Raw genomic sequence first — 24,501 nt, 5'->3', positions numbered from 1 at the left:
CCCGATCAGCAGCACCTGGTCACGGTCACTGGATCTTGTGAGTCTCGGTGACCATCGGCGTGTCGGACCCGCCGTCGGCGGCCTGGGCCACGGACGCGGCCCCGTACACCGTCACGGCCGCGAACAACACGGCCCCGATCATCGCCGCCACTCTCGATCTGCCGCGCATAGCGACTCTCCTTCGCCTTCGATGGGATGTCTCCATCTTGGAGATCTCGCATGTCGTGCTCCTGGCGGCGCGATGTCGTCACGCCGACCGGTGCGCCGTCACCGCGGGCTCAGGCGCCGTACCACCACACCGACCAGCCGATCCGCGGCCACGTACCCGAAATGCCGCGAATCCAGTGACTGATCGGGGTTGTCGCCTACCAGCACCAGCCGACCCACCGGCACGGTGTCCCCCGCCACGTCACGCAGCGCGGGGACGCGGTCCCTGGGCACCGGGTCGCCGGGGATCGCCACCGCCCGCTTCAGCAGCCACGCCCCGTCCTCGGAGGCGCCGGTGACCACCACGACCTGCCCGCGCCGTACCTTGCCCGCGGTCGTACGGCGCAGCAGCACCCGCTCACCCTGCCGGTAGGTCGGCCGCATGCTCGGTCCCCGCACCACGACCACCACATAGCCGGTGCGCCCCCACCACAACGCCCCTGCCACGGCGATGGCCAGGACGGCCCACCCGATCATCCCGACCGCGCCATCGCGTAGCCCTGGGCCTGCAACGTGAACAGCCGCGCGTACGTCCCGCCCGCCGCCAGCAGGTCTGCGTGGCTCCCCCGCTCCGCGATCACCCCGTCCACCAGTACCGCGATCAGATCCGCCGCACGCACCGCACCCAGCCGATGCGAGATCAGCACTCCCGTACGGCCCGCGCGGATCTGCCGTAACCGCGTGTGCAGGTCGTACTCGGCCTCGGCGTCCAGCCCCGCGCTCGGCTCGTCCAGGATCATCAGATCCCGGTCCTCACGCAGGAACGCCCTGGCCAGTGCGAGGCGCTGCCACTGCCCGCCCGACAGTGTCACCCCGCCACCCGGGTCGTCGGGATCCTGGTGGAACATCCGTGTCAGCAACGTGTCATAGCCGTGCGGCAGGGCCTCGACCATCTCGTGCACCCCGGCGTGCCCGGCCGCCGTCTCGATCCGCCCCTGATCACCGAGGGCCGCCAGATCGCCCACCGCGATGTTGTCCGCGGCGCTGAAGTCGTAGGCCATGAAGTCCTGGAACACCGCCCCGATCCGCTCGCGTAGCCGCCCCACCTCCACGTCGCGGAGGTCCACCCCGTCCCACAAGATCGCACCGCGGGTCGGGTCGTAGAACCGGCACAGCAGCTTGACCAGCGTGCTCTTGCCGCAGCCGTTGCGCCCGACCAGAGCCACCGCTTCGCCGTACGGGATGAACAGGTTGAGCCCCCGCAGCACCCACGGATGCGCCGGGCTGTAACGGAACCACACGTCACGCAGCTCGATGCCCCGCCGTAACACGGGCAGCGCGCCGGCGGGCGAGGCGGCCGCCGGCAGATCCGGATCGGCCTCGACCACGTCGACATAATGGCCGAACATCAGCAGTTGCTGATGCGCGCCGGCCGCCGTGCTCACCAGCCCCGCGACCGCCGACTGCACACCGGCCGCCGCCGCCGCGAACATCGACACATCACCCACGCTCAGCCTGCCCTGACCCGCGCTGACGAGCACCCAGATCAGCCCGCCACCGGAGATCGCCGCCGACAGCAGCGACAATCCCGCCTGTGCCGACAGCTCCCGCCGCTCCAGCCGCCGCTTGGCCGCCGTCGACGTACGCAACTCATCGATCATCCTGCCGCGCAGGAACGGGCCGATGCCCAGCAGCCGGATCTCCTTGGCGGCGTTCACCGTCGACAGCAGTTGCCCGTAGAAGAACTCTCGCCGCTCCACCGGGCCGATCTTCCACATCACGTCGGCCCGCCGCCGCGACAGCCGCAACTCCACCATCAGCGCCGGAACGGCCGCCACGACCACCACGCCGGTGAACACCGGCGTGAGCACCGCCAACGACACCACGAACCCCACCAAGGTGACCACACCGCGCGCCAGCCCGAAACACGAGTCGACCATCAGCTGCAGAGCCCGCGCGCTCTCCTGGGCGAACCTCAGCCGATCCAGGAAGGCCGGGTCCTCGAACCGCGCCAGACCGTCCAGCCGCTCCACCGACGCGAACAGCTCGTCCTTGGCCACCAGCGTCGTCCTGCGGCTCACCTCTCCGCGCAGGTACTGGCTGCCCTGCAGGCTGACCGAGGTGAACAGGCCCGCCACCGCCAGCCCCACCGCCAGCCCCAGCAGCACCCCCGGCGGCCCCGGAGCGGCCACCCGGTCCAATGCCAGCTTGGTCAGCCACGCCACCACGATCGGCACCAGACCGGCGACCAACGTCACCGCCAGATAGCCCAGCACCGGCACCGGAGCCGCCCGCCACACCAGCCGGGCCGCGACCAGCGCCTGCCTCACGACCGGCTCGGCGCGGGCAGGACCGCCACGTTCACCGACGAGGCCGTGACCACCCCGTCCGCCACCTGGCAGAACGACGGATAGCCCCGCACCCCGAACGCGTCGTTGACCGCCTTGCCCAGCGGCTCCAGCACGATGTCGGCGACCCCCGCCAACGGCTCGACGAGCTGCGCCGCCTCGGCCTCCGGCCCGGACACGACCGCCACGATCCGCTCCCCGCGATGTTCACGCGCCCGCTCCAGCAGCCGCGGAATCTGCGGGCCGCACCCCCCGCAACCGGCGCTCAGGAACGCCACCAGCGCCCCCTCGCCCAGCGACTCCCGCGACAGGATCCGCCCGTCCCGCGCCGCCACCTCGAACTCACCCACCACCGCCCCCGGAACCGGCAGGCCGACCGGCGACGACGTCCCCTGTCCTTCCTTCAGCCGCCGGATGACGCCGAACGTCAGCAGCAGATTCACCACGCACAGCACCCCTGTCAGGGCCACCGCGACCGCGAGCATGCTCATCACCATCCTCCTTATGCGACTGTGGAATCCTGGCGGGCCGCGCTGTCGTGACCCTGTCGGCCCGCTGACGCGGCCATTAGAGAGAAAATCCAGGCCGGTGCGAAGACTCCCGGCCTGGGTTTCCTGTGAATGGGCGTCCGTGATTACGGCACCTTCCACCAGAAGTAATAGTAGTGCGCCACATTCGATTAAAGGCAGAGTCCGGTCAGCGGGTCGGTCTCGTACCGCGATCGGGTGACCGCCAGATCGATATTGCAGAGAAATTGGACGTCGTAGGTGGCGAAACGCCACTCCTCGGCCGTCACCGCCGCCGAGGCTGACGGCGGGGAGTCGGCGTTGGCGGCCGCGGGCATCATGGCCCCGAGCCCCAGCGCGGCGACGAGAATCGCCGATCGGGCTGACTTGCGCATTGCGCCCTCCACTTGTTCTCGCGACGACGATAAAGTCAGGCGCAGTTACGCACCTCCCAGTCGTTGGTCACCAGAGGGTCGGCGAAGTAGCCGAAGCTGTACCCCGGTATGTAGTGGCACCCGGCCCAGCTGTACCGCCCAGCGGTCGGGAAATATATCTGGACGTTGATTCCGCCCGAGCACTTGTTCCGGACGATGTAGGTGAGCTGTAGCCCGGGGCCGGCGGTGGTTCCGTTGCGGACGCCGCAGAAGCCCGGGTCCGCGAGGGCTGAATTCGGCGAGACCGGAATGAACAATGCGGCCGCCGCGGCTGTCGCGGCGAGCTTCCCCGCCCAGCGTTTTGTCGGTGATGACATGATCGCGATGCTCCTCCGACCAGATCTAGCAGGCCCTGATGGTCCAGTTCGAGTCGTCAGCGGGGTAGGTGTAGGTCTGGTAGCCGCCCGGCAGAACATAGTTGCAGGACGTGTCCCGCCCGTTGCCGGGGAGATGGACCAGCAGGTTCAGCCCGTAGCCGCATTTGTTCCTGACGGTATAAGCCCAGTAATAAAAGGTGCCCCCACCCGTTATGGGCGTCGGACCTTGTACGCGTACGCCGCAGAACCCTGGGTCGGCCACCTTTGCCGCCTGGGCCGATTGCGCGGGGAGCGCCATGGTGGCGGCGCATACCAGCAGAGCCGTTGTTGCGATGATTTTCATCTTTTCTCCGTCGACTCGTTCAGCAGCAGTTGGTGCACACGCCGTACCAGTTGTTACAGTGAACGCCGTCCCTGGTCAGGCAGCAGGTCCGGTGATAATAGACCGACCCTTGCGAGTCCCGGTCGCACCAGTAGTCCTCCCAGCAGTCGATGGCGTGCGCTTGAGTCTTGGGCAGGAAAGCACCCAGCATTCCGTCGATCAGTTTCTTGACCACTGTTTCTCCCCTCGTCGGCTGATGTACGCACACTGTCGTATTCGGCTGTCGCGTCCCTGACCTCGTGCTGACTCGGCGGCCGGAACACGGCTGTCGCGTCGCTGTCGTCACGCCCATGGCTCCTGCCTGGCCGTCTTCAGCCGCGAGGATCCCGGCGGCCCAACGGCGTGAGGGGGCTGAAAGAGAAATGTGAGTGGAACGTGAGGGCTGATCGTTACGATCGAAAACCACCGCTGTGACGTCAGGATCATTGTGGATACAGAATCAGAACCGTTCTTCCATTTCGGGGTGCTGGGCACACTGGAGATCTCGCGTGCCGGCCGACCGGTTTCCCTTCCAGCCGCCAAGCAACGGGGCGTTCTGGCCACCCTTCTCCTGCAGGCCAACCAGAAGGTGTCGCACGACCAGCTGATCGAGCGGATCTGGGACGGCACACCGCCGAACGACGCCCGCGGCGCGCTGCACACGCATGTCGCGCGGCTACGGCGCGCGCTGGGCGACGGCCACCATGACGCCCGCCGCCTGATCCATACCTTCAACGACAGTTACGTCATCAACCTCACGCCGGGCAGCCTCGATCTGTCGACGTTCCGGGATCTGACCGTGCGGGCCGCCGCCACCCAGGACGCCACCGGTAAGGCCGATCTTCTCCGGCAGGCGCTGGCGCTGTGGCGGGGACCCGTGCTGGCCGATGTCCCGTCGGAGTCGTTGCACCGCGACGAGGTGCCCTGGGTCATGGAGGAACGGCTCCGGGCCATAGAACGGTGGTTTCAGCTCGGCCTTCAGCTCGCCCGTCACGACGAGACGATCATCACGCTGAAGGAGGCGACGGCGGACCATCCCTACCATGAGCGACTGTGGGCCCAGTTGATGATCGCGCTCCACAAGGCCGGTCGCCGGGCGGAAGCGCTGGAAGCCTATCGGACCATCGACACCCTGCTGCGGAAAGAGTTCGGCATCGACCCGACCCAGGAACTGGTCCGGGTCCATTCCGCCATTCTGAACGACGATCCCGAACCCGCCCGGATCCTTGACGAGACTCAACCGGGGCAACTGGTGTCTCCTCGGCAGGTGCTCCCACCCGACAGCGGCGAGGTGCCGGATTCAGAAGTCAGCGATGGCGTCCCTCAGCAGCTTCCGTCCGGCATCGCCTATTTCACCGGGCGCGACAAGGAGCTGAAAGCTCTCGACGGTCTCCTCGCGGGCGACGACCACGAGACGTCGCCGCCCATCGTGATCGCCACGATCAGCGGCATGGGCGGCGTGGGCAAGACGACGCTGGCGGTGCACTGGGCCCATCGGGTGATGGACCGGTTTCCGGATGGGCTCCTCTACCTCGACCTGCGCGGCTTCGGGCCGGGCGGGCACGTCGACCCCGGCACCGCGCTCGAACTGCTCCTCCACACGCTCGACGTGCCGGCCGAGCGGATCCCCGCGCGAACGGACGCCCGCTCGGCGATGCTACGCAGCGTGCTGGCCGGACGCCGGGTGCTGATGCTGCTCGACAACGCCCGCGACTCGGCGCAGGTGCGGCCGTTGCTGCCGGGTTCGCATGCCGTCGTGCTGGTCACCAGCCGCAGTCAGCTGCGTGGACTGGCCGTCCGCGAAGGGGCGCACCGCGTCCTGCTCGACCAGTTCTCCCCCGCCGAATCCACTGCCCTGCTGACCAGGATCCTCGGCCCTGAGCGGATCAGCGCCCAGGCGCGGGCCGCCGAGGAGCTGGCCCGGTCGTGTGTTCACCTGCCGCTGGCTCTGACGATCGCCGCCGAGCACGCCACCTGCCGTCCTGGCAGCTCTCTGAAGGACCTGGCCGACGAGGTACGGGACCAGCGGACCGCCTTGGACACGCTCGACACCGCCGACGACCATGAGGCCAGTCTCCGGGCGGTGTTCTCCTGGTCGTACCGGGCGCTGGAACCGTCGGCCGCGCGCATGTTCCGCATGCTGAGCCTGCACCCGGGCGCCGACTTCAGCCCGCCCGAAGCGGCGGCGCTGGCCGGCGTCACCACCCCCGAGGCGCGGCGGCTGCTCGAACTCCTCACCGATCGGTCTCTGCTGGAGCGGACCCCCCGTGATCGGCACCGGTTCCACGACCTGCTCCACGCGTACGCCATCGAGCAGTCCCACCAGGAGGACAGCGAAACCGAGCGGACGACCGCGATCCGCCGCGCGCTGGACTGGTACCTCCACACCGCCGATCGCGCCGCCGACCTCCTCGAACCCACCAGGAGACGCTTCCCCCTGGCGATCACCCATGAGCCCGCCGACCCGCCCGTCCTGGCCGGCCCCGCGGACGCGATGGCGTGGCTGGACGAGCAGCGGGCCAACCTCATCGCGGCCATCACACTGTCGGCCGAGTACGGATGGCATGCCCTCACCTGGCGGCTCCCCCATGTCCTGTGGCGGTTCTTCTTCGTCCGCGGGCATGTCAGCGACTGGATCGACACGCATCTCCTGGCCCTCGACGCCGCGCGGAACGCCGGCGATCCGCGCGCGCTGGCCGAGACGACGAAGAATCTCGGCTTCGCGTACTGGCGATCCGGGCACCTGTCCGAAGCGCTCAAGCATCATCACCGGGCGCTCATCCTGGACCAGGAGAGCGGCGACTGCTGGGGCGAGGCCAAGACGCGGAACCATCTGGGTTTCATCTATGACCGCTCGGGCCGATTCGCCGAGGCGCTCGACCAGCAGCACCGGTCTCTCGCCCTCTATGAGAAGGCGGGCGACCGGTGCGGCCAGGGTCGCGCCCTCATCGGCATCGGCAACGCCTACCGCCAGCTCGACCAGCACGCCGCGAGTGTGCCCCCGCTGCAAAGGGCTCTCGCCATCACCCGGGAGATCGGCGACCGCTGGGGCGAAAGCCTCGCACTCATCGCCATCGGCTTCACCTACCTCGCCACCGGCCGCCACCCCGAAACCACCGACCACCTCCACCAAGCCCTCGCCATCACCCGGGAGATCGGCGACCGCTGGGGCGAAAGCCTCGCACTCATCGCCATCGGCTTCGCCCACCTCGCCACCGGCCGCCACCCCGAAACCACCGACCACCTCCACCAAGCCCTCGCCATCACCCGCGAGACCGGTGACCGGTGGGGCGAAAGCCTCGCACTCATCGCCATCGGCTTCACCCACCCCGAAACCACCGACCACCTCCGCCAAGCCCTCGCCATCACCCGCGAGATCAACGGCATGGGCGACGACGGCCTGCTCGAAGAGCCGCACTTCGCCCCCGTCCATGGCCGTGAAGCCGTCATCTCCGCCTTGCACCTGCACACCCGGCTCCAGCTCGCGTCGGCTCGGGGAGACTCCCTTCCCTCTTCCGCGTAGGGCTTCCGCGTAGGGCTCGGCGACGAAGAACCCTCGCCTCTTGGTGGGCCGGCACGAATCCGGCCGCCCTCACTCTGGCGTACGGTCGCGGGTGACATCGACGACTCGGAGGGCCGGCAGGTTGATCGCGGTCAGGGAACTACAGGAGATCGCGGAGTTCGAGGGACTGTTCGCGCTGTTCGACGGCATCTGGCGGTTCGACCAAGGCGGCCAGCCGATCACGGTCGAGCTGATGCGGGCGCTGTCGCACGCGGGCGGCTACGTCGCGGGCGCCTTCGACGGCGACCGGCTGGCCGGCGGGTCCGTCGGGTTCCTGGCGGCGGGCAACGCGCTGCACTCCCACATCACCGGCGCGTCCGCCGGACGCGGGGCCGGGTTCGAGCTCAAGCTGCACCAGCGCCGGTGGGCGCTGGAGCGCGGGCTGGAACGCGTCACCTGGACATACGATCCACTGGTGCGCCGCAACGCCCATTTCAACCTGGCGAAGCTGGGCGCCCGGCCGCACGAGTACCTGCCCAGCTTCTACGGCACCATGGGGGACGAGATCAACCAGGGCGACGAGTCCGACCGGATGCTGGCCATCTGGGAGCTGTCCGCGCCGCATGTCGAGGCGCTGGCCAGGCGGCAGCCGCGTCCCGTCCACGTGCCGCGGGACGCGGTGGTCGGCCTGGCCGACGACGGGGGCCGGCCGGTGCCGGGCCGTACGGACGCCGAGGTCGTGCTGGTCGCCGTGCCCGCGGACATCGAGGGGTTGCGCCGGGCCGACCCGGGAACGGCCAAGGCATGGCGTTATGCCGTACGGGACGTGCTGGGCGGTCTGATGGCCGAAGGCCGTATCGTCACCGGGTTTCACCAGAAGTCCTCTTATGTAGTGGAGTCAGGATGAAGATCACAGGAGTTGAGCTGCGGCGGATCGCGATGCCGCTGGTGGCGCCGTTCCGCACCTCGTTCGGCACCGAGACGGCCCGTGACGTGCTGCTGGTCCGGGTGGTGACGCCCGACGCCGAGGGCTGGGGTGAGTGCGTGGCCATGTCGGAGCCGTTCTACTCCAGCGAGTACGTCGACGGCGCGGCCGACGTGATCCGGCGCTTCCTGCTGCCCGCCCTGCCCCGCACCCTCGACGCGAACGCCGTCGGCCGGGCCCTGGAGCCGATCAAGGGGCATCGGATGGCCAAGGCCGCCCTGGAGACGGCCGTGCTCGACGCCCAGCTCAGGGCGGCGGGCGAGTCGTTCGGCCGGTTCCTCGGCGCGGCCCGCGACCGGGTGCCGTGCGGCGTCTCCGTCGGCATCATGGACTCCATCCCGCAGCTGCTCGACGCCGTCGAGGGCTACCTCGACGAGGGGTACGTGCGGATCAAGCTGAAGATCGAGCCCGGCTGGGACGTGGCGCCGGTCAGGGCGGTGCGCGAGCGGTTCGGCGACGACGTGCTGCTCCAGGTGGACGCGAACGCCGCCTACACGCTCGTGGATGCCCGCCAGCTGGCCAAGCTCGACGACTTCGGCCTGCTGCTCATCGAGCAGCCCCTGGCCAACGACGACTTCGTCCAGCACGCCAAGCTGGCCACCCAGCTCAGGACGCCGATCTGCCTGGACGAGTCGATCGAGTCGGTCGAGCACGCCGCGGCCGCGATCGCGCTGGGCTCGTGCTCGATCGTCAACATCAAGCCCGGCCGGATCGGCGGCTACCTGGAGGCCCGCCGCATCCATGACCTGTGCCGGGCGAACGGGATCGCGGTGTGGTGCGGCGGCATGCTGGAGACCGGGCTCGGCCGGGCCGCGAACGTGGCGCTGGCCGCGCTGCCCGGGTTCACGCTGCCGGGCGACACCTCGGGGTCGCGCCGCTACTTCGCGACCGACATCACCGAGCCGTTCGAGCTGAGCGACGGCCACCTGGCGGTGCCGACCGGGCCGGGCCTGGGCGTCGCGCCCATCCCGGCCGTGCTGGACGAGGTCACCACCGCCACCGAGTGGATCACCCTGTAAGCCTGGGTACCGCCTCCAGCAGGGCACGCGTGTAGTCGTGGGCGGGCTCGCCGACGACCTGCTCGGTGGGTCCCGTCTCGACGACGCGGCCCTGGTGCATGACCGCGACGACGTCGGAGACGTACCGGACGACGGCCAGGTTGTGCGAGATGAACAGCATCGACAGGCCCAGCTCGTCGCGGAGTGAGCGCACCAGGTTGAGCACCGCGCCCTGGACGGACACGTCGAGCGCGCTGGTGATCTCGTCGGCGACGAGCAGATCGGGGGCGGCGCCGAGCGCCCTGGCGACGGCGACCCGCTGCCGCTGGCCGCCGGACAGCTCGCGCGGGTAGCGTCCGGCCAGGTCCGCGGGGAGCGAGACGAGCCCCAGCAGCCGCTCCACCTCGGCCCGCCGCCCCGCGCGGTCGCGTCCGCCTGGCCATCCCGCGCGGTCACGCCTGCCCGGCCGTCCCGCGCGGTCCGGCCGCACCCCCTCCCCCACCGAGTCGCCGACCGTCATGCGCGGGTCCAGCGAGACGTACGGGTCCTGGAAGACCATCTGGACGTTGCGCGCCCCGTCGATCCGGCCCGTGTACGGCACCAGCCCGCTGACCGCCCTGGCCAGGGACGACTTGCCCGACCCCGACTCGCCGACCAGCCCGACGATCCGGCCTGGGGGGATCTCCAGGGTGACCCGGTCGACCGCGGTGAAGGCGCCGAAGCGCACGGTCAGGTCTTCGATGATCACGTGACCTCCCAGCAGGCCACGCGGCCCGCCTCGCCGTACGGGATGAGCGGGGGACGTTCGGCGGCGCAGCGGGTGCTCACCAGGGCGCACCTGTCCGCGAAGGCGCAGCCGGGGCCCACGTCCGAGGGTGCGGGCTGGCGGCCGGGGATGCTCGCGAGGGGCCGGTCCCGGTCGGTGTCCATGTCGGGCAGGGAGGCGATGAGCGCCCGCGTGTACGGGTGCGCGGCCTCGGCGGCGAGCCGGGCGACGGGCAGTTCCTCCACCACCCGGCCCGCGTACATGACCATGACCCGGTCGCACAGCTCCCCCACCACGGCGATGTCGTGCGAGATGAACAGCGCGGCCGCGCCGGTCTCCTCGGTGACCTCGCGCAGCAGCCGCAGGATCTGCCGCTGTACGGTCACGTCGAGCGCCGTTGTCGGCTCGTCGGCGATGATCAGCCGCGGCGTGGCCATGAGGCCCATCGCGATCACCGCGCGCTGCCGCATGCCCCCGGACAGCTCGTGCGGGTGCTGCCGGGCGCGCGCGGCCGGGTCGGGCAGGTGGACGTGGCCGAGCCGGTCCACGGCCCGCCGGTTCGCCTCGGCACGGCCGGCGCCCTGGTGCACGATGGCCACCTCGGCGAGCTGCCCGCCCACCCGGAGCGCCGGGTTGAGCGAGGCCATGGGGTCCTGGAACACCATGGCCAGCGCGGTGCCGAGCTCCTTGCCCGACAGAGTGGCGACGTCCCGGCCGCCGAGCAGCAGCCGTCCGTAGGTGACCGTGCCCGGGTAGGGGACGAGCCCGCCGATGGCCGCGGCGGTCAGGCTCTTGCCGCTGCCCGATTCCCCCACCAGGCCGACGATCTCGCCGGGCGCGATGCTCAGCGACAGCTCGCGTACGGGTGTCGCGCCGCCGGGGAACGCGACGGTCAGGCCCCTGACCTCCAGCACCGCGCCGGGATCCGGCTCGCCGGGCTCGGGCGGCACCGCCGCGATCCGCTTCTTCCCGGCCGGGGCGGTACGGGCGGCGGCCTTGGCCATGGCGTCGCCCAGCAGGTTGAACCCGATGCCCGCGAGCGCCACGGCCGCCGCCGGGCCGAGCGCGACCTCGGGCGTGACGTAGATGCGGGCGAACCCGTCGAACAGCAGCCTGCCCCAGTCGAAGGACGGCGGCTGCACGCCCAGGCCGAGGAACGACATCCCGGCCAGGCCGAGCAGGGCGCCGCCGAGCGACTGGGTGAGCTGCAGGATGAGCGGCTCGGCGATGTTGGGCAGCACGTGCCCGGTCAGGACCCGGCGGCGGGACACGCCGAGCATGCGGGCGGCCGAGACGTAGTCCGATCCGGCGACGGTGGCGGCCAGCGTCTGGGTGAGCCGGGCGAAGCCGGGCGCGATGGCGACCCCGATGCCCAGGACCGCGCCGCGGGCGCCCAGCCCGCTGACGACCGCGGTGAACATGGCCAGCAGCAGCCCGGGGAAGGCGACCAGCGCGTTGACCGCTCCGGTGATCAGCCGTGCCGCCCGGCCGGGCAGCACCGACGGCAGGGCGCCTAGCACGATCCCGGTCAGGCCACCGATGAGCGTGGCGGCCAACGCCAGGGCCAGGGAGAACCGCCCGGCCACGAGCACCCTGGCGAGCAGGTCGCGGCCCAGGCTGTCGGTGCCGAGCGGGTGGGCGGCGGACGTGCCCTGGAGGATGGCCGCCGCGTCGATGCGCTCGGCGGTGGCGCCCCAGATGGGCGGCCCGGCGATGGCCAGCACGACCATGGCCGCGACCAGCGCGGCTCCGGCGACGGCGGCGGGCGTGCGGGGTGCGCGGGGCAGGCGAGGCGGGCGGGGCAGGCGAGGCTTCACTTACGCCTCTCTGATCTTGGAGGTGGGGTCGAGCGCGGCCAGAGCCAGGTCGACGGCGAGGTTCACGACGAGCACGATCGCGCCGTAGACGAGGATGACGCCCTGGGCGACCGGATAGTCCTTCTGCGTGATCGACTCGACGATCTTCAGGCCGAGCCCCGGCCAGGCGAAGACGTACTCGACCAGCACGCTGCCCGCGATCAGCGCCGACAGCAGCAGGCCGCCCAGCGTGAGGGTGGCGGTGAGCGTGTTGGGCAGCACGTGCCGGAGGTAGAGGCGGGCGGCGGGCAGGCGTTTGGCGCGCGCCAGCCGTACGTAGTCGGAGCCCAGCTCGCGCAGCGTCTCCGCGCGGGAGATGCGGGCGATAATCGCGACCGGGCCGATCGCCGGGGCGAGGACGGGCAGCACGTACGAGGCGGCGCCCGCCTTGCCCGCGGGCGGGAACGCGCCGAGGCCGATGGCGAAGACGGTCACCAGCGCGATCGAGTAGAGGAACTCGGGCACCGCGACGGCGGTGCCGGTCACGGTGGTGAAGGCGTACTCGGTGCCGCGGTTCCTGCCGTTCTCGGTGCGGACCGCCGCCCACATGCCGAGCGGCACCGCCACCAGCAGCGCCACCGCGGTCGCCAGCAGGGCCAGGGCCAGCGTGTTGGGCAGCCGTCCGGCGATGACCTCGCCGACCGGCTCCCCCGACAGGAACGAGGTCCCGAAATTTCCGGACAGCACGTTGCCCGTGTAGGTGAGGAACTGCTCGGGGATCGGACGGTCGAGCCCCAGCGCCGCCGTACGCGCCTGGACGACCTCGATCGGCGCGGCCGGCCCGAGCGAGGCCCGGACCGGATCGCCGGGAATGAGGTGGATCATCGCGAAGGACGCGACGAGCAGCGCGGCGAGCGAGACGGCGAACCGCACGGCCTGCCGCACCGCCCAGCGCGGCCCGCGTGCCCGTACCCTCTGGAGGCCGCGCACTCAGCCTCCCTGCGTGAGGCGGATCGAGGTCGGCACGACATCCCCGGCCGTCATGGTGAACGTGGCGTTCTTACCGGCGGCCAGGACGGTGTTCTCCACGACCGGCACCAGATCACTGTTCTCGAACAGCGCCGACTCGGCCTCCAGCCACAGCTCGCAGCCTTCGGCCGCCGGCAGTTTCGCGGCCCGCGCGATGAGCGACTCGTAACGGGTGTTGGCCAGTTGGGCGAAGTTGGCGCCCTTGGGCGCGGCCGGTCCCGACAGGAAGCCGACGAGCTGGGTCGGCAGGGTGACGGAGATCGGCAGCCAGATGGCGTCCCAGTCCTGGGTGACGTTGAGCGACTCCGCCAGCTTGGCGTCGATGATGCCGTTCAGCTTCACCTCGACGCCGGCCTTCTTCCAGGCGGCGGCCAGGTACTCGGCTGCGGCCTGGACCCCGGATCCCCTGGTGGTGGGGTAGACGAAGCGCAGCGTCAGCCGCTTGCCGTCCTTGACCCGGACGCCGTCGGCGCCCGCTCTCCACCCCGCCGCGTCCAGCGCCGCCCCGGCCGCGGCCTGGTCGTAGGCGGGCAGGTGCCCGGTGACCGTGTCGCCCTGGCAGGGCCGCGGGTCGAGGATGAGCCCGGTGACGGTCCGGCCGGTGCCGCTCGCGGCGATCCCGGCCAGTTCCTTGAGGTTGACGGCCTGGGTGAGCGCCTTGCGTACGGCCGGGTCGTGGGCGGGCCGGTCGTCGCCCTGATGGTAGAAGAACTGACCGTTCCCGAAGGGCAGGACGTTCTTGACGACTCCCGGGGTGGCCGCCACGCGGGCGCGGTCGGGGCCGTAGAAGGTGGCGCCGTTGAGCGTGCCGGAGACGAGCAGGTTGGCGGCGGTCTGCTCGTTGGGCACGACCTTCAGCGTGACCGTCTCGGGCAGGTCCTTGGCCGTGGTGCCGCCGGGACCCCAGACGTACTCCCTGCGGGCCTTGAACGTGTAGTGGTCGCCCGAGACCGCCTCGGTGAGCCGGTACGGGCCGGAGCCCGAGGTGCCGTGGGCGAGCACCGAGCGGTCCTTGACGCCCTTGCCGCACACGATGTACATCGCCCGGGTGCTCTCCAGGATGAAGCTGAAGGGCTCGGGCGTGGACAGGGTCACGGTGCCCGCCGCGTCGTCCGCCTTGGCCTTCATCCCGATGGGCACGAGAACGCCGTAGATGGGCGACTTGGTGGCGGGGTCGGCGATGTGGTTGACGGTGTCGGCCACATCGGAGGGGGTGAGCTTGGCGCCGTCCGCGCAGGTGGCGTCCCCGCGCAGGGTGAAGGTCACCGAATCGGGCTTGACCTGCCACTTCTCGGCGAGCCCCGGGACGGTCCTGCCGTCGGCGCCGACGTCGACGAGCGTGTCGTAGGCGAACCTGAGGACCTGGTTGGTGACCGACAGGATACCCATGGCGGGGTCGAGCACGCCGGGATCGGCGCTGATGGCGAAGGTGAACGTACCGCCGGTGACGGGCGCGCCCGTCTGTGTGCCCGTCTTCGTGCCCGCCGTGCCGCCGCACGCCGCGGCCAGCAGGGCCAGCGCGACGAGCGCCGCTGGTGTTCTCATGTGAGGCGCTCCAGGGGAGTGTGGTCCGGGGCACCACCCTCGCCGCTGGCCGTTGATCGTTCTTCGTGCCCGGCCACGAAAAGCGCGGCGGGCATGGTGCTAGCGCCCGAAAATGCGCATCTGGAGCATGACGGTGAGCCGGGCGTCGGCGTCGGACAGGTCCAGTCCGCTGATCTCGGTGAGCCGCTTGAGCCGGTACCTGAACGTGTTGGCGTGCACGTGGACCCGCGCCGAGGCGGCGTTGACGTCGCCGAACGCGTCGAGGTAAGCCCGCAGCGTGGCGACCAGCTCGCTGCCGTGCTCGGCGTCGTGCTCCAGCAGCCGCTGGTAGGGGCCGGTCGGCGCCTGGTCCTCGGCGGCCGCCACGTCGGCGACCTGGAGCAGCAGCGACTCGAAGTGCACGGCCGTGTAGCCGGCGACCCGGCCTGCCGCGCCCCGGGCCAGCAGCACGCGGAGCGCTCTGTCGGCGTCCGCGCGGGACCTGGCGACCTGGGCCAGGCTGGCGGCCAGGCGGCCCACGCCGATGCTGGCGGAGTGCCGCGGCCCGACCCTGGCCAGGAAGCTCTCGGCGACGCGTACGGCCCGCGTCTCCTCCTCGCCGCCCGCCTGCAACGGCAGCACGGCGTAGGCCACCGAGCCGACGAGCGCGGCGGCCGCCTTTGGGTGGATGGCGCCGACGTGCAGCGCGAGCGCGTCGGCGAAGCGCTGCCGGTCGCTCTCGCCGCGCGCCGGGTCGTCGTCGGCGCCGCGCGCGAGCTGGGCGGCGAGCACGCACAGCCGGGCGGTGGCGATGCCGAGCCGCGCGGCGGCCTCGGGCGCGTCGGCGCCGCCCGCGAGCACGGTGGACAGCAGGTCGGCACGGAGCCGCCGCTGGGTGTCGGCCCCGGCCCGCTCACGCAGCAGCTGCAGGGCGACGATCTTGGCGGCGTCGGCGAGGGCGTGCTGCCGCTGGGCGGTGAGCGGCTCGCGGACCGCGACCCAGATCGAGCCGAGGATCTCGTCACCCGTCCGCACGGCGATGGCCACCCGGTTGATGCTGCCGTCGTGGAGCTCGACGTAGACGGGCTCGCGGCTCTGGTAGAGCTGCTTGAAGAAGCCGAGCTCGTCGAGCATCCGCTGGTAGCGCTCGGGCACCTGGCGGCCGAGCACGGTCTCGATCCGGCCCGGGTCGGCCTCGTGCTGCCGTTCGGAGTAGGCCAGCACCCGCGAGGACCTGTCCTCGATCGTGACGGGCGCGTCGAGCAGCGCGCAGACGGCGTTGGCCAGCGAGAACAGATCGCCCTGCGGTCCCTCCCCCGGCCCGGCCAGGTCGTCCTCCGCCAGCAGGGAGCGCACCAGGGCGGCGACCTGGGCCCAGGAGGCCGCCCTGGTGAGCCCGAGGACGGCCACGCCGGTCTCCAGCACGGTCGCGCGTACCTGCTCGTCCACGTCCACGGGCAGCTTGACCACCACGCCGGCCGCCCCCGGAACCCGCGTGAGCAGCTCGCGGATCTCCGCCGTGCCGTGCACGCCGACCGCCAGCAGGATGCCGCCCGGCGGGACGATCAGCTCGTCGAGCGGGTCGAAGATGTGCACCCCGGTCACCTCGACGTCGAGGTCGCCCGGCGAGGCGGCCACGTCGATCACCGTGCTGCCCAGGTCGTGCAGGATCCGTCCGAGGCTGGCGCGTGGGCGGTCGTTCATCCACTCACCGTAGTCGGGTCCTGGATCGGCGTGCGGGCGGCCGGTCGCCCGCACGATCAGCTGATCTTCGGAGTGGCGCGCGCTCCCACATGGATGTACGGCGAGCCGTCCGCGAGCCGGTAGAACACGGCGGACATCCACTCCGGGTCCCCCGCCCGGCGGCCGACGAAGGTCACCTCGTCCACGGGGACGAACTTCATCTCCATGGGCTCCTGGAGCGCGGCGAGAGCGCCGGTGGCCTCGCCGTACATCCACAGGTCACCGTCGCGGACGGTCAGCGTGGTGCGGAACCCGGCCCGCTCGTACACGCCCGCGTACCCCTCGACCTCGACCTGGACGGGCGTCTCCGGCGGGCCGAGCCTGGCCGGCACGGTCAGGCCGTCGAGCTCGGCGAACAGTTCGGTGGCGACGGCGTGCGTGAACGCGCCGCTGTGGCCACCGTTGGCGGTGACGCACACGATCGTGCCGGTGTCCGGTACGGCCCAGAGCATGGCGTGCTGGCCGATGGTGTTGCCGCCGTGGGAGATGACCTGGTGACCGTCCCACTCGTCCAGGATCCAGCCGATGCCCCACTGCTTGCCCAGCGCGTACGGGTTGGGGATGTCGACCTGCGGCTCCCACATGGCGCGCGGGTCGGCCAGGAGGCCGCCTTCGAGGTGGGCGCGGGCGAACGCGACCACGTCGGCGGGCCGCGAGCAGATGAGCCCGGCGGGCCCGGCCGAGCGCATGAGACCCCAGACGGGGGCGGTCCTGCCGTCGACGTGGCCCATGGCGGCGCGGAAGCGCAGCACGTCCTCCGGCAGGGTCCAGGTGTGGGTGAGGCCGAGCGGTTCGACGATCTGCTCGCGCAGCACGTCGTCCCAGCGCTTGCCTTCGAGCTTCTCCAGGATCCGGCCGGCGATGGTGAAGCCGGAGTTGCAGTAGGACTGGGTGGCGCCGAGCGGGTGGTTCTGGGCCAGGTCGGCGCAGGCCTCGACGTACTTCTCCACGCAGTCGTCGCCGCGGCCGGTGTCGAGGAACAGGTCGCCGTCGATGCCGCTGGTGTGGGAGAGCAGGTGCCTGACCGTGACGGCCTTGGTGACCTCCGGGTCGGCCACCCTGAACTCGGGCAGCACCTCGGCCACCGGCGTGTCGAGCGTCAGCCTGCCGCGTTCGACCTGGCGCATGAGCAGGGTCGCGGTCCACACCTTGGTGACGGAGCCGATCTGGAACAGCGAGTCGGGAGTCGCCTCGACACCGGTGTCCTTGTTGAGCGTCCCCGCGGCGAACTCGTGCACCTCGCCCTCGTGCAGGTAGGCCAGCGCGGCCCCCGGCACCTCGTGCTCGGCGATCAGCTCGGCGAGCCGGTGACCCATTGCTCCAGCCACGTGATGATCCTTTCGTTGAGGTCGTACCGGTGTGAGGGGCGTCCGTTGAGGAGGAACAGGTGTGCGGCGTTCGGATAACGCACCAGCCGCACGGGTACGCCCCGCTCGCGCAGCGCGGCGAACCACTGCTCGGCCTGGCCCACGGGACAGCGGTCGTCGGCGTCGCCGTGCAGGAGCAGGGTGGGGGTGGTGACGCGGGCCACCTGGGCGATCGGCGACTGGGCCTGGAGGTCGCCCCGGCACTCGTACGCCTTGATCAGCGACCCGAGGTCGGACGTGCCCGCCATGCTGGCGAGGTCGCTCACGCAGCCGCCGGGGATCGCCGCCTTGAACCTGTCCGTCCTGGTCGACAGCCAGCACGCCATGTAGCCACCGTAGCTGTAACCGGCGACGGCCAGCCGATCAGGATCGGCGACGCCGTCCGCGACCAGGTCGTCGACGGCCGCGAGGAAGTCCTGCTCGTCGGCCAGCCCCCACGCTCCGACCGTGGCGGTGTAGAAGTCCTCGCCGTACCCGTCGCTGGCGCGCGGGTTGACCAGCAGGACGGTCCAGCCGTCGGCGGCGAGCCGCTGGTGGTAGAGGTGGGCGCCGTCGAAGGCGGGCGACCACGCGTTGTGCGGGCCGCCGTGCACGTCGAGCAGCAGCGGGCCGGGGCCGGTACGCGTCTCGTCGCGCAGCACGAAGCCCTCGACGGTGGTGCCGTCGGGGGCGGCGAAGGTGCGGGGGCGCGGGGTGAACAGGTCGACGTCCGGGAGGGTGTACTGGGTGAGGGGCTCGCCGTCGAGGTAGACGTCGCCCGCGCTCGTCGGGGAGGAGGCGATCCAGGCGACGCGGCCCGCGGCCGCGGACATGCCGGACACCGTGAAGTCGCCGTCGACGATCTTCTCAACAGGTCCTTCGCCGGCCGGCAGGCGGTACAGGTGGGTGCGGCCTTGGTCGCGGGCGCAGAACAGCAGGTCGTCGCCCAGCAGCGCGGGGACGGCGCCGGGGTAGCCGGGAGCGCCGATCATGACGTTGCGGTCGAGCCCGGTCACCACCTCGTCGAGTCCGCCGGGGCGCAGCGCGTACAGGCGGGTGTGGCCGATGACCTCGCGCAACCCGGCCACCATCAGCCGGTCACGGCCACCGCCGCCGTTCCGGCCGCCGTCGCTCTCCAGGCTGCGGTCGCCGTCGCCGTGCCACCACGCGCCGACGCAGATGACGCCTGGTTCGGTGAGCCGCTCCGGCTTGCCCGGTGCCGGGCCGGTGGCGTCGACCGCGTACACCGCGCTCTCCACCACCAGGTCCCGATCGGGCGCCATACTCGCCACGAACGCCAGCCGCCGCCCGTCCGGCGACCACGACGGCTCCCCGGCGTGGAACCCGCCCTCGGTCACCTGAACGGTTTCGCCCGTCGCCACGTCCGCCACGAACAGGTGTGTGGTCAGGCCGCGCAACAGCCCGGTGCCGTCGGCCTTGTACTCCAGGGTGTCCGCGACGACCGGCGCGTTCGGGTCGAGCTCGCCGTGCGGGCCGCCGTACGCGATGCGAGCGCCGTCGGGCGACCACACGGGCGCACCGGCACCCAGCGGCGCCGAGGTGAGCAGGCGCGGCTCACCGCCCTCCATCGGCAGCAGATGGATCTGAGCGCACCCGCCGACAGGGCGCAGGAAGGCGAGCAACCGACCGTCGGGCGACCAGCGCGGCGTGCTGCCGGCGGCGAGGCGGCGAGGCTCGGCACCGGGGACGGCGAGCCAGACCTCGGCCCGGTTCTCGTCGGAGTCGCGGTCGGCGGTGCTGAGCGTGTAGGCGACGGCGCCGCCATCGGGGCGCAGCCTCGGGTCGGATGGGACCGCGATGCGGTAGAGGTCGTCGAGGACGAGGCGTGGCATGACCGAACCGTAGGCCGGACCAGCCCACGGCATCTTCGGCACATCCGACGAACGCCACCCCTCCCGTTGTGCGGAAGGCCAAAGCCCACGGGGGCGAGCGACTCCATGTACGTCGTCTACGACATCGGCTGGCCGTTCTAATCCTTTGATGATCTGGCAGCGGCCGGCCCGCGACTTCCGCGCGGGCCGGCCGCCTGAACGGGCGCGTCGCGCAGCCGGGCTCACCCGCCCTTCGCGACGGCGTTCCTGAGGTCCGCCGGGCGTGAGAGCGCCTTGTAGGCGCGGGCCAGATCGGCGACCCGCTGGAGCTCTGCCAGGTCCAGCTTGGCGGGATAGGAGCCCAACGCAACGTTCGCCGTCGTTGCCCTGGAGATCTTCGTGTACGAGGGCAGCACGTCGCGCACCTGCTCGGGGTCGCTCGCGATCAGGCGCTGGGCCTTGACCAGCGCGCGCTGGAAGGCCGCCAGTGTACGAGGGTGCCGGCTGATCCACTTGTCGGTGGCCGCCATGCCCGCGGTGTACAGGTTCGCGAACTCCTGGGTCATCGCGTCCTCCACAATCCGCGTACGCCCTTTCTCGCGGCCTGAAGTGAGGAACGGTTCGGCCAGCAGGGCAGCGTCGATCTGCCCCTTGTCCATCGCGGCGAGCATCTCGTGGTAGGGCTTCTCGACCTGCACGACGTCGTTCAATGTCAGTCCGGCCCGCTTCAGCACGGCTGCCAGCGCCAACGAGTCGAGCACCGCGAGGTTCGGGACCGCGACCTTCTTGCGTTTGAGGTCGGCCGCCGTCCTGATCTTCGACTTGGCGTTCACGACGATCGCGAAGCTTCCTGGCGCGGCCTGGTACAGGCTAGAGACGATCTTGAACTCTCCCACGCCAAGCTCGTTCGTCCTGAAGAGTGTGGCGTAGTCGGTCTGCGCCAGATCCAGTCTCCCGCTTGCGATCTGGGGCACCGCGGCCGCCGCGCCGGTGATGCCCCTCGGCTCCACCGTCAGCCCTTCCTCCTTGAAATAGCCCTTGGCCAGGGCCACGTACACGGGCGCCGACTCCACGGACGGCACCACGCCGACCGTGATGGTGGACAGCTCGGGCGGGCTGGACGGGCGGGCGGCGGCGCGCGGCTCCGTGGGCAGCGCCCGTACCCCGATGGTGGCGGCGAGCACGGTGATCACGACCACCGCGGCGGCGGTGAGCGCCACGAAGTTACGCCGCCTGCGCTGATGGGCCTCGATCGCCCTGGCGGCCAGGTCGCGCTCCGGCATGTCGTCCGCGATGCGGCCGAGTTGCTCTCCGAGCCAGGTCATCGGCGTGCCTCCTCACTGTGGGCGTCCAGAACGGGCAGCTTCGGCGCCAGCTCGGGAGCCAGAGCGCGCAGGCGGGCCAGGGCGTGGTGCGCCTGGCTCTTCACCGTGCCGACGGAGCATCCCAGCAGGTCGGCGACTTCACGTTCGGTCCGATCCTCGTAGAAGCGCAGGACGAGCACGGCGCGCTGCTTGGGTGTCAGCCGCATGAGCGCCTGACGCAGGACGATCCGCAGGATGGCGGAGTCCTCGGACGAGTAGGCGCGGTCGGGCGGCTCGGCGCTCGGCACCTCGCCGGAACCACGGCGCCGCCGCCATGAGATGAACTGGTTCACCATGGTCTTGCGCGCGTACGCGTCGAGGTTGTCTATGTGGTCCAACTTCGCCCAGCGCCCGATCATGCGGACCAGCACACTCTGTACGAGGTCCTCTGCGAGGTGGACCTCTCCGGTGAGTAGGTAGGCCAGGCGCATCAACGGGCGTTGGTGAGCATCCACGAACGCCTGGAAACTGGCATCGCGATCCAACGTCTCTCCTCATGTCGATACCCCCCAGACGCTGTGGGCGCGGCGAAAGGTTGGCACTCCTGAGGTCAGATGGCTTCACGTCGCCAGGCGGTAAACGGACACGTGGGAACGCGACTCGGCGGTGAAGTCGGCTCCGGCCCAGTCGGCATGCCGGGTCTCCAGCTCGAACCCCGCCAACTGCGCCATGAGGTCCAACTCGGCCGGCCAGATGTAGCGGTGCGGGCTACGGAACAGCTCGGCCTGTCTGCCCTCGTCGAACCTGAAGTGGTGCGAGACGACGTGCTGGCGCAGCACGTCGTAGGTGTCCAGGCCGATGTAGCCGGGCTCGCAGTGGTAGACCGTGGCCTGCTGACCCGGTGGCAGCTTGCGCAGTTCGGGCACCCAGAGCTCGATCACGAACCGGCCGCCCGATGAGAGGTGGCGGGCGGCATTGCGGAAGCAGGCGACCTGCTCGGCCTGGGTGAGCAGGTTGGAGATCGTGTTGAAGACGAGGTAGACGAGCGTGTACGTCCCCGGAGCGACGGCGGTCGCCATGTCGCCGACGACCACCGGGATCGTCGCTTCGTCCGCCTTCACCCGCAATTGGTCGATCATCGGAGGCGACAGCTCGATGCCGGTTACGGGCACCCCTCGCTCGACGAGCGGCACGGCCACGCGGCCGGTCCCGATCGCGAACTCGAGCGCCCGTCCGTCGCCCGCGAGCTCGGCGAGACGGCCGACGGTCGGCTCCAAGACCTCGGGCGCGAACATCCCGGTGCCCGGCGTGTCGTAGCGCTGGGCGGTCTCGGCATCCCAGATCTCCTCCTGCTGCATGCCGCCCACGATGCTCAGGGGTGTACGCGTTGTCCAACGATTTTGCGGCGTGGCGCAGGTCACATCACCGCGCTGTCACAAGGAGCGGGTCACCGGCATCTTCATGTTCGCCGGAACGCCGCGCGAACGATCCGCGCACGCGAGTCCACCGTGTTCACCGAGGCCGAGCGGGCCGCGCTGGCGCTCGGCGAGGAGGGCACCCGGCTCGCCGACGCCCACCTCGGCGTGTCCGACGAGACCTGGGCCCAGGTGCGCAAGCACTACGACGAGGACCAGATCGCCGCGCTGGTCTACCTGGTCGCCATGATCAACGCGGCCAACCGGCTCGGCGTGATCGCGCGCACCAAGGGGGGCTCCTACGAGCCGGGCATGTTCGCCGGCATGTCGAGCTGATCGGCGGCTGCGGTAGAAGCCCGGGGGTGCGATTCCCCCGGGCGACCCGACCAGATGGTGTGAGCAGCTCCTATTGCCCTACCCGGCCGTCGATGCATTCGCGCAGCAGATCGGCGTGCCCGCAGTGGCGGGCGTACTCCTCGATCATGTGCACCCACAGCTCCCGGACGGCGATGCCGTCCTGACCCACCCGCGCGCCCAGATCCGGATACGCGGCCAGCACCGCGTCGAATGCCGCCTGTTCGCGAGCAAGATCGGCGAATGCGCCGTCGACCACCGCCTGCTCCCCCACGGCTCCCTCGAAGTCACCACCCGGTCCGTACAGCTTCGGTGCCGGGTCTCCTGGCGCGATCCAATTGCGCCAGTCTCGCTCCACCTCGGCAAGATGGCGGACCAGACCCAGCAAGGACATGGTCGACGGTGGCACCGACCGTCGTGCCAGTTCCTCCGGATTCAACCCCTGGCACTTCAGCCGCAGGGTCAGCCGGTAGTTCGTCAGATAGTCCTGCAGCGTCGCCAACTCGCCGTCCGGGCTGACTCCGTCGTTGTTGCGGGGATCCTCGTCGGGATCCGCCCACATGTCGGGATAGACACTGGCCTTGCTCCACCGCTCGGGCATGTCGCTCACCGTGATCACTATGCTGAGCGGCGGCCCGCCAGGCAAGCGAGTATTTCAGCCCGGCGTCAAAGAGCGAGCGCGCGGACCACCTGCTCGTCCACGCCGATCCCCAGGCCGGGGCCGGTGGGCACGTGGGCGACGCCGTCGGCGATGGTGATGACCGGATCAGTGGCGTAAGGGCTGGTGATGAACTGCCGGCCGTTGAGGTCCACGGGCGTGTCCACGCCGAACGCGGCGAACAGGTGGAGCGAGGCCGCCAGCCCGATGTCGGACTCGGTGAGGCCGGAGCCCATGATCGCCAGGCCGCTGTCCTCGGCGAGCTGGCACTGGCGCAGAGCCAGGGTCAGCCCGCCGCAGCGCTGCACCTTGGCGACGGCGACGTCGATGGCGTCGAGCCGGACGAACGTCGCCAAATCGCTCGGGTGGCGCAGGCTCTCGTCCACGGCCACCGTGATGGGGCTGTCGTCACGCAGGCGGCGCAGGCCGGCGATGTCGTTGGACGGCACCGGCTGCTCGAAGACGGCGATGTTCAGGCCGGCCAGGCGCCTGGCCACCCGGAGCGCGGCGGCGGCCGTGTAGCCCTGGTTGGCGTCCACCCAGAGCACGGCGTCGGGGGCGGCGGCGCGCACGGCCTCCACGATGGCCACGTCCTCGTCCTCGTCGTGCAGGCCGACCTTGACCTTGAGGTGGCGGTAGCCGTGCGCGCGGCCCTCGGCCACCGAGTCGGCCGCCTCGGCCGCCGACTCGGTGGCCACGATCCAGGCCAGCTCGATGGTGTCGCGCCGGCGCCGGCCCCACAGCTCACCGAGGGACACGCCCAGGCTGCGGGCGAAGGCGTCGTGGCAGGCCACGTCGACCGCCGCGCGCGCCAGCGGCATGCCGATCGAGAAGCCGTTGCTGATGGTGCGGTCGAAGGTACGGCAGAGCCCGTCGAGGTCCCACAGCGGGCGGCCGACGGCCGCCGGGGCCAGGTAGCCCTCGATGGTGGAGACGATGGACTCGGTGGTCTCGTACGTCCAGGAGGGGATCGGGGTGGCCTCGCCCCAGCCGAAGGCGCCGTCGTCGGCCGTGACCTTCACCAGGACTCTGACGGCCGGGCGACCGCTCTGGACGACGGACCCGCCCGCGACGGCGAAGTCGCGCAGCGAGGGCAGGCCCACGGTGAAGGTCTCGACCTGTGCTATCCGGTTCAC

Annotated in this window: 24 protein-coding genes; 4 read left to right on the top strand and 20 right to left on the bottom strand. The window is 71.0% G+C overall.

Features of this window, described 5'->3' with window-relative positions:
* Positions 1-25: 25 nt before the first annotated feature.
* The 8 genes from AB0B91_RS56555 to AB0B91_RS56520 all read right to left on the bottom strand — a co-directional run bounded on the left by AB0B91_RS56555 (position 26) and on the right by AB0B91_RS56520 (position 4,309).
* Positions 26-169: a hypothetical protein gene (locus tag AB0B91_RS56555; RefSeq protein WP_358340069.1), complete on the bottom strand. Its 144-nt coding sequence runs from the start codon at positions 167-169 to the stop codon at positions 26-28.
* A gap of 98 nt (positions 170-267) precedes the next feature.
* Positions 268-684 (bottom strand): S26 family signal peptidase, encoded by a 417-nt coding sequence (locus tag AB0B91_RS56550; RefSeq protein WP_358340067.1) that lies wholly within the window; start codon positions 682-684, stop codon positions 268-270.
* Entirely contained in the window at positions 681-2,477 is a 1,797-nt protein-coding gene (locus AB0B91_RS56545; protein WP_358340065.1) for an ABC transporter ATP-binding protein, read from the bottom strand. The genes AB0B91_RS56550 and AB0B91_RS56545 overlap by 4 nt, the downstream gene beginning before the upstream one ends.
* Positions 2,474-2,986 carry a hypothetical protein gene (locus AB0B91_RS56540; RefSeq protein WP_358340063.1) on the bottom strand — a complete coding sequence of 171 codons (513 nt, stop codon included), beginning with the start codon at positions 2,984-2,986 and terminating at the stop codon, positions 2,474-2,476. The genes AB0B91_RS56545 and AB0B91_RS56540 overlap by 4 nt, the downstream gene beginning before the upstream one ends.
* Positions 2,987-3,174: 188 nt before the next feature.
* Positions 3,175-3,396 (bottom strand): hypothetical protein, encoded by a 222-nt coding sequence (locus AB0B91_RS56535; RefSeq protein ID WP_358340062.1) that lies wholly within the window; start codon positions 3,394-3,396, stop codon positions 3,175-3,177.
* Positions 3,397-3,431: 35 nt separating this feature from the next.
* A complete protein-coding gene (locus AB0B91_RS56530; RefSeq protein WP_358340060.1) occupies positions 3,432-3,752 on the bottom strand; it encodes a hypothetical protein in 321 nt (106 codons plus the stop codon).
* A 25-nt stretch (positions 3,753-3,777) separates the two neighbouring features.
* Entirely contained in the window at positions 3,778-4,095 is a 318-nt protein-coding gene (locus AB0B91_RS56525) for a hypothetical protein (protein ID WP_358340058.1), read from the bottom strand.
* Between the two features lie 19 nt (positions 4,096-4,114).
* On the bottom strand, positions 4,115-4,309 hold the full coding sequence (locus tag AB0B91_RS56520) for a hypothetical protein (RefSeq protein ID WP_358340056.1): 195 nt from the start codon (positions 4,307-4,309) through the stop codon (positions 4,115-4,117).
* 252 nt (positions 4,310-4,561) lie between these two features.
* Here AB0B91_RS56520 and AB0B91_RS56515 point away from each other — a divergent pair, with 252 nt between their 5' ends.
* From AB0B91_RS56515 to menC, 3 genes are all read left to right on the top strand, one after another.
* Entirely contained in the window at positions 4,562-7,636 is a 3,075-nt protein-coding gene (locus AB0B91_RS56515; RefSeq protein WP_358340054.1) for a BTAD domain-containing putative transcriptional regulator, read from the top strand.
* A gap of 121 nt (positions 7,637-7,757) precedes the next feature.
* The gene (locus tag AB0B91_RS56510) at positions 7,758-8,522 is read left to right on the top strand and encodes a GNAT family N-acetyltransferase (protein WP_358340053.1); all 765 of its coding nucleotides are present in this window, start codon (positions 7,758-7,760) and stop codon (positions 8,520-8,522) included.
* On the top strand, positions 8,519-9,619 hold the full coding sequence (menC, locus tag AB0B91_RS56505; RefSeq protein ID WP_358340051.1) for an o-succinylbenzoate synthase: 1,101 nt from the start codon (positions 8,519-8,521) through the stop codon (positions 9,617-9,619). Before AB0B91_RS56510 ends, menC begins: the two co-directional genes overlap by 4 nt.
* Here the strand turns inward: menC and AB0B91_RS56500 are convergent.
* The 10 genes from AB0B91_RS56500 to AB0B91_RS56455 form a co-directional block, all read right to left on the bottom strand.
* On the bottom strand, positions 9,609-10,346 hold the full coding sequence (locus AB0B91_RS56500) for an ATP-binding cassette domain-containing protein (protein WP_358340049.1): 738 nt from the start codon (positions 10,344-10,346) through the stop codon (positions 9,609-9,611). The two genes, menC and AB0B91_RS56500, sit on opposite strands and share 11 nt — an antisense overlap.
* On the bottom strand, positions 10,343-12,181 hold the full coding sequence (locus tag AB0B91_RS56495) for a dipeptide/oligopeptide/nickel ABC transporter permease/ATP-binding protein (protein WP_358340047.1): 1,839 nt from the start codon (positions 12,179-12,181) through the stop codon (positions 10,343-10,345). Before AB0B91_RS56495 ends, AB0B91_RS56500 begins: the two co-directional genes overlap by 4 nt.
* Positions 12,182-13,150, bottom strand: a complete 969-nt coding sequence (locus tag AB0B91_RS56490) for an ABC transporter permease (protein WP_358340045.1) — start codon at positions 13,148-13,150, stop codon at positions 12,182-12,184.
* Positions 13,151-14,734, bottom strand: coding sequence for an ABC transporter substrate-binding protein (locus AB0B91_RS56485; RefSeq protein ID WP_358340043.1), 1,584 nt, complete (start codon positions 14,732-14,734; stop codon positions 13,151-13,153). It abuts the gene before it with no gap.
* Positions 14,735-14,833: 99 nt separating this feature from the next.
* Positions 14,834-16,417 (bottom strand): helix-turn-helix domain-containing protein, encoded by a 1,584-nt coding sequence (locus tag AB0B91_RS56480; RefSeq protein WP_358340041.1) that lies wholly within the window; start codon positions 16,415-16,417, stop codon positions 14,834-14,836.
* 56 nt (positions 16,418-16,473) lie between these two features.
* Positions 16,474-17,784: a serine hydrolase domain-containing protein gene (locus tag AB0B91_RS56475; RefSeq protein WP_358340039.1), complete on the bottom strand. Its 1,311-nt coding sequence runs from the start codon at positions 17,782-17,784 to the stop codon at positions 16,474-16,476.
* On the bottom strand, positions 17,748-19,655 hold the full coding sequence (locus AB0B91_RS56470) for a S9 family peptidase (RefSeq protein WP_358340037.1): 1,908 nt from the start codon (positions 19,653-19,655) through the stop codon (positions 17,748-17,750). The genes AB0B91_RS56475 and AB0B91_RS56470 overlap by 37 nt, the downstream gene beginning before the upstream one ends.
* A 221-nt stretch (positions 19,656-19,876) precedes the next feature.
* Positions 19,877-20,959, bottom strand: a complete 1,083-nt coding sequence (locus AB0B91_RS56465; RefSeq protein ID WP_358340035.1) for an ABC transporter substrate-binding protein — start codon at positions 20,957-20,959, stop codon at positions 19,877-19,879.
* The gene (locus tag AB0B91_RS56460) at positions 20,956-21,483 is read right to left on the bottom strand and encodes a SigE family RNA polymerase sigma factor (protein WP_358340033.1); all 528 of its coding nucleotides are present in this window, start codon (positions 21,481-21,483) and stop codon (positions 20,956-20,958) included. Before AB0B91_RS56460 ends, AB0B91_RS56465 begins: the two co-directional genes overlap by 4 nt.
* Before the next feature lie 75 nt (positions 21,484-21,558).
* Positions 21,559-22,296: a class I SAM-dependent methyltransferase gene (locus AB0B91_RS56455; RefSeq protein WP_358340032.1), complete on the bottom strand. Its 738-nt coding sequence runs from the start codon at positions 22,294-22,296 to the stop codon at positions 21,559-21,561.
* Positions 22,297-22,446: 150 nt separating this feature from the next.
* On the opposite strand from AB0B91_RS56455, the gene AB0B91_RS56450 reads away from it, so the two are divergent.
* Complete coding sequence (locus AB0B91_RS56450; RefSeq protein WP_358340030.1) at positions 22,447-22,689, top strand: hypothetical protein; 243 nt, start codon at positions 22,447-22,449, stop codon at positions 22,687-22,689.
* A gap of 70 nt (positions 22,690-22,759) precedes the next feature.
* Here AB0B91_RS56450 and AB0B91_RS56445 read toward each other — a convergent pair whose 3' ends face one another.
* The gene (locus AB0B91_RS56445) at positions 22,760-23,308 is read right to left on the bottom strand and encodes a DinB family protein (RefSeq protein ID WP_358340272.1); all 549 of its coding nucleotides are present in this window, start codon (positions 23,306-23,308) and stop codon (positions 22,760-22,762) included.
* A 65-nt stretch (positions 23,309-23,373) separates the two neighbouring features.
* The gene (locus AB0B91_RS56440; RefSeq protein WP_358340028.1) at positions 23,374-24,501 is read right to left on the bottom strand and encodes an enolase C-terminal domain-like protein; all 1,128 of its coding nucleotides are present in this window, start codon (positions 24,499-24,501) and stop codon (positions 23,374-23,376) included.

This window comes from Nonomuraea sp. NPDC049141, from assembly GCF_040648415.1.
GTDB lineage: Bacteria > Actinomycetota > Actinomycetes > Streptosporangiales > Streptosporangiaceae > Nonomuraea.
This window is presented reverse-complemented; position numbering and strand designations above follow the sequence as displayed.

What these genes read in the sequence shown, in the direction of transcription:
- AB0B91_RS56555 (WP_358340069.1), bottom strand. Translation starts at nt 169, where the DNA reads ATGCGCGGCAGATCGAGAGTGGCGGCGATGATCGGGGCCGTGTTGTTC.
- AB0B91_RS56550 (WP_358340067.1), bottom strand. Translation starts at nt 684, where the DNA reads ATGATCGGGTGGGCCGTCCTGGCCATCGCCGTGGCAGGGGCGTTGTGG.
- AB0B91_RS56540 (WP_358340063.1), bottom strand. Translation starts at nt 2,986, where the DNA reads ATGAGCATGCTCGCGGTCGCGGTGGCCCTGACAGGGGTGCTGTGCGTG.
- AB0B91_RS56535 (WP_358340062.1), bottom strand. Translation starts at nt 3,396, where the DNA reads ATGCGCAAGTCAGCCCGATCGGCGATTCTCGTCGCCGCGCTGGGGCTC.
- AB0B91_RS56530 (WP_358340060.1), bottom strand. Translation starts at nt 3,752, where the DNA reads ATGTCATCACCGACAAAACGCTGGGCGGGGAAGCTCGCCGCGACAGCC.
- AB0B91_RS56525 (WP_358340058.1), bottom strand. Translation starts at nt 4,095, where the DNA reads ATGAAAATCATCGCAACAACGGCTCTGCTGGTATGCGCCGCCACCATG.
- menC (WP_358340051.1), top strand. Translation starts at nt 8,519, where the DNA reads ATGAAGATCACAGGAGTTGAGCTGCGGCGGATCGCGATGCCGCTGGTG.
- AB0B91_RS56485 (WP_358340043.1), bottom strand. Translation starts at nt 14,734, where the DNA reads ATGAGAACACCAGCGGCGCTCGTCGCGCTGGCCCTGCTGGCCGCGGCG.
- AB0B91_RS56480 (WP_358340041.1), bottom strand. Translation starts at nt 16,417, where the DNA reads ATGAACGACCGCCCACGCGCCAGCCTCGGACGGATCCTGCACGACCTG.
- AB0B91_RS56470 (WP_358340037.1), bottom strand. Translation starts at nt 19,655, where the DNA reads ATGCCACGCCTCGTCCTCGACGACCTCTACCGCATCGCGGTCCCATCC.
- AB0B91_RS56465 (WP_358340035.1), bottom strand. Translation starts at nt 20,959, where the DNA reads ATGACCTGGCTCGGAGAGCAACTCGGCCGCATCGCGGACGACATGCCG.
- AB0B91_RS56455 (WP_358340032.1), bottom strand. Translation starts at nt 22,296, where the DNA reads ATGCAGCAGGAGGAGATCTGGGATGCCGAGACCGCCCAGCGCTACGAC.
- AB0B91_RS56445 (WP_358340272.1), bottom strand. Translation starts at nt 23,308, where the DNA reads ATGCCCGAGCGGTGGAGCAAGGCCAGTGTCTATCCCGACATGTGGGCG.